Below are 4,258 nucleotides of genomic sequence, written 5' to 3'. Positions count from 1 at the left end.
CCGCTAAGGCGTTGTTTTAATTGGCTCCGGCGGCAAGACTCGAACTTGCGACAAGGTGATTAACAGTCACCTGCTCTACCAACTGAGCTACGCCGGATCAAATACCGGGTCGATGGAGGCGCGGACCGGAATCGAACCGGTGTGCAAGGCTTTGCAGGCCTCTGCGTAGCCACTCCGCCACCGCGCCACGTATACGGAACTGCCCCGCTTCACACAAGTAAAAATCTCTCACTCGAATGGGGGCCTTACCGAAGGGCCGGAACTTACCCATTGGTCCCTGAACGGTCAAGGAGAGTAATGCCTGAATTTCCTGAGAGAGTAACTTTTATTCAGGGGAAGCGACTTCGACTCGGTTTCTGCCGCCATCTTTGGCACGGTAAAGCGCTTCGTCGGCTCTTTTGTGGACTTGTTCGGCGGATTCGCCATTGTTTGCCTGTGCTACACCCAGGCTGGCGGTCAAGGTGCCTGCTTTTTCAAACGTGTGGGCTTCTATGTCGGCGCGCAGCCTTTCTGCGGCCTGTGCCGCACCTTCCAGGTTCGTCTCAGGCATCAGCCAGACAAATTCCTCGCCGCCCCAACGGCAGGGCAGATCACTTGGCCGACATACATTGCGAAGTATTTCTGCCAAGTCCCGCAGCGCCGCATCGCCCGCATCGTGGCCGTGGGTGTCATTGACAGCTTTGAAGTGATCAAGATCGATCATGACCAAGGAAAGGGCGTGCTCGTATCGTTCCTGCGAGGCCAATTCACGCGCCATCAAGTCGTCAAAAGAACGACGATTAAACAGCCCGGTGAGGGCGTCATAAATAGCTTGGCGTCGGTTTTCGACCGTGCGCAGGCCGGCGCGGATCTGGGCTTTGAGTTCGACCGGTTCAAACGGCTTTGCTATATACGAATCCGCCCCAACATCGAGCCCGGAAACTTTGTCGTCGGTATCGTTCTTGGCTGATAGCATGATGATATAGATGGCCGCACAGGCTGGCTCAGCCCGGATCAGGCTGCACGCTTCCAAGCCATCCATCTCAGGCATCATTACGTCAAGGACGACGAGGTCGGGACCATGCTCCTTGGCTGCTTTTACGCCAAGATTGCCGTTTTCAGCCTCCAAAACCTCGTGACCGTCCATCTGAAGCTGCATTCTTAGCAGAGTCCGGATGTCTGGGCTGTCATCGACAATTAAGATTTTGGCCATTATTGCTCCTCAGCAAACGGTCGGCGGCTATTCCTAAAATTATATAGGGACTTAATATTACAGTTGTATATCTAAACGTGTAACAAATGTGAATAGGTGTTAACGATTGTCATGCCGACTGTTTAAATTGACTATTTAGTAGTCGCGATGAACACGCCGTCCCATCCCTCAGGGGGCGGGTTTTCTTCGTAATCGGTCACGCGTTCTTCGTAGAGATCGTAAAGCCCAGCGATCCGATGGCCGTTGAGTTTGCCACGGCATTCGGCAATTTTTTCGCGCGCCTTCACCCAATCTTGGGCTGTATAGGCATCAATCATTTCTTGGGTGGTTGCCTTAAGCGACAGGAAGCCTTCGTCCTCAGCAACTGTCTCATCACCCATAAGGGCAAAAATATGTACGCCTTCGGTCTTTCCTTTAACTTGAATGAAGTCCAATGGAATTGTTGCCAGTTCAGGAACCAAATCACGGGTAGAGTGGCCAATGACGATATCGACACCGTAGCTTTTCGACTGGCCTTCCAAACGTGCGGCCAGGTTGACGCAGTCCCCCAACACAGAATAGTCGAATCGTTGATCTGACCCCATGTTACCGACAACGCCAAGTCCAGTATTTAATCCCAAGCCGACTTGCAAGGGAATATGTTTGCGTCCTTCTTCTTCGGCTTCCACCTTTAAGCGTTCATTCAAGGGCTCGATTTCAGCCAACATCCCAATTGCCGAGATACACCCTTCATAGGCATGCCGTTTGACATCCAGCGGCGCATTCCAGAATGCCATGATGCAGTCGCCCATGTATTTATCAACCGTGCCTTCGTGGGCCATAATAACGTTAGTCAAAGGAGTCAGCAGCTTATTGATCAAATTGGTCAGGCCAATCGCATCGAACTGTTCTGAGATTGTGGTAAAGCCGCGCACATCGCAGAACAAAAGCGTCAGTTCACGTTGCTCGCCACCTAGTTTCAGAGAGTCCGGATCACCGGCAACCCGCGCCACCATATCGGGTGACAGGTACTTGCCGAAGGCGTCCCGGGTTTGGCGCCGTTGAGCTTCTTCCCGGGCGTAGCCAGCGTAGGTCAAAAGGAAATACAGCATCATGATTGCTAGAACGGCAAATCCCGCATCAAACAAGATGCGTTCTTCCGAAAATAGGTACCAAGAGGTCCCGCCAGTACCAATTGCTAGGATCAAGAACAGCATCATCGTCCATTTGGCCCCGACGGCCGGAACCAGCCAGATCATGAGCAATCCACCAACCAAAATCAGCATGAATTCTGCGCCAAGCAGATAGCCGGGTCGAGACAAGAACTGTTTCGAGAGGGCGGCTTCGATCAATTGAACGTGCGCCTCAACCCCGGGAATAATTGCGTCCACAGGTGTTGACCGAATATCCAAAAGGCCGACAGCAGAGGTACCGACAATTGTCATTTTGCCGGCGATCAGCTTGCGATCCACAGTGCCTGCAAGTACGTCTCGGGCCGACACGTACTTGGCTTTGTCACTTTTCGAGAAATAAGGCCAAACCCGACCTTGTGGGTCGGTCGGCATTTTGAACCGCCCGATGGGAACTTGATAAAGGCCAAGATGGTTAGAGCGAATCCCGACCGTTTTGCGCCCAAAGGCAACGCGCATCATCTCTAGAGACAAGGAGGGGTACAATCTTTCTTTAAACTTAAACACTGTCGGAATCCGTCGGACGATACCGTCTGGTTCCGGCACCAGAGAGAAAATACCGTGCCCGGCCGCGTGTTTGTCCAATACGGGAGTATTTGTAATCAAGGAGTTGAAACCTGGTACGAAGAGGCTCGCCGGCGGATCATTCTTCTTTTTTAGCAGCGCAAATGACTTTTTAATAGGCGGAGGTTTGCCCGTGGTATCTAATTCTTCCCAATATCCAGCCTGTCCCATAATCACTTTGCCAATGGGGATTCTCCGTTTTCCGGCTTTCATCGCCAGTTTATTGCCGCGTTTAATGACGTTCGCAAAGATTTGATCGTTGCTGGGGAGGCTCAGAAGTTTTTTCTTGGTCGCCTCGTCAAGACCGGGGATATTCTTGGCCAGGATATGCGGACTCCGATTGTCTTCTTCCGCAAAGACAATATCGAAAGCCACCAATAAAGCGCCCATATTTTGCAGATTTTGGACCATCTGCGCGACCTTGTTACGCGGCCACGGCCACTGACCAACTTCGGCTAAGCTTTGTTCATCCAAATCGATAATGGTTACAGGCTTACGTGCCGGCGGCGGAATTTCGCGTGGTTTGATCTGTTGAAAAATGTCGAACGTTTTAACCCGAAGGAACTCAACAGGGTAGGGGTCCGCAAAGCGAACCGCCAAGAATACTGCCAACAATCCCATGCCCATCATTCGATCAACAGAGAACGCAGCCCGAATGCCAGAGAGTATCTTCGCGCCAATCCTACTTGCTAGTCCGTTTGCCAATTCTATTATTCGGCGAAACCCAATGGTGCCACCGCTCCCTGATTATTTTTAGCCCCAACCCGTCTTGTTGTGAACAGTCTATCGTAAGAATTTTATGCATACTAGTGGATAGACTAATATTTTGCCTTTACCGCTTGGTAACTTCCGTCGCCTAAAAGGGAGTATCTTCTGATTTACTGGAGAATTACGGTAGGGAACCGTATACTTTTAGACATATGAGTACTCCGTCAACACGCGCATGGCTGCGGCCATTTTTAAAACCCTTGATGCCGACTGTCCGAGAAGTCATGTCGATGTCTGCGTTTGTCAATCTATTGGCACTCGCAGCGCCTATCTTTACCTTGCAGGTTTACGACCGAGTTGTTGGCCATGCGGGCATCGGAACCCTTTACGGATTGGTTCTCGGCATGGCGCTGGTGTTGCTGTTTGATTATGTCCTGCGTCAGGCGCGGTCTCGGATCATGCAGACCATCGCCGTTCGTGTCGATATTATCATTGGTCGAAAGTTGTTCGATAAAATCTTATCGTTGCCGCTTCGGGAACTTGAGACTAAGCCAACATCGCACTGGAACCTTTTGTTCCGGGATGTCGATATGGTTCGCAATACTTTATCTGGGGCGACGGCTGT

At 51.3% G+C, this 4,258-nt stretch carries 3 protein-coding genes and 2 tRNA genes; 1 reads left to right on the top strand and 4 read right to left on the bottom strand.

Going from position 1 to position 4,258, the window contains the following annotated elements; translation table 11 throughout:
* Window positions 1-21: 21 nt before the first annotated feature.
* The 4 genes from HOM51_08890 to HOM51_08875 form a co-directional block, all read right to left on the bottom strand.
* A tRNA-Asn gene (locus tag HOM51_08890) sits at window positions 22-97 on the bottom strand.
* 16 nt (window positions 98-113) lie between these two features.
* Window positions 114-187, bottom strand: a tRNA-Cys gene (locus HOM51_08885).
* Between the two features lie 138 nt (window positions 188-325).
* Window positions 326-1,192, bottom strand: coding sequence for a diguanylate cyclase (locus HOM51_08880; GenBank protein MBT5034623.1), 867 nt, complete (start codon window positions 1,190-1,192; stop codon window positions 326-328).
* Window positions 1,193-1,323: 131 nt separating this feature from the next.
* On the bottom strand, window positions 1,324-3,630 hold the full coding sequence (locus HOM51_08875; GenBank protein ID MBT5034622.1) for an adenylate/guanylate cyclase domain-containing protein: 2,307 nt from the start codon (window positions 3,628-3,630) through the stop codon (window positions 1,324-1,326).
* A 215-nt stretch (window positions 3,631-3,845) separates the two neighbouring features.
* Here HOM51_08875 and HOM51_08870 point away from each other — a divergent pair.
* Window positions 3,846-4,258: peptidase domain-containing ABC transporter (locus HOM51_08870; protein MBT5034621.1), on the top strand; the 413-nt coding region annotated here is incomplete at its 3' end.

The organism is Rhodospirillaceae bacterium (assembly GCA_018660465.1).
GTDB lineage: Bacteria > Pseudomonadota > Alphaproteobacteria > Rhodospirillales > JABJKH01 > JABJKH01.
This window is presented reverse-complemented; position numbering and strand designations above follow the sequence as displayed.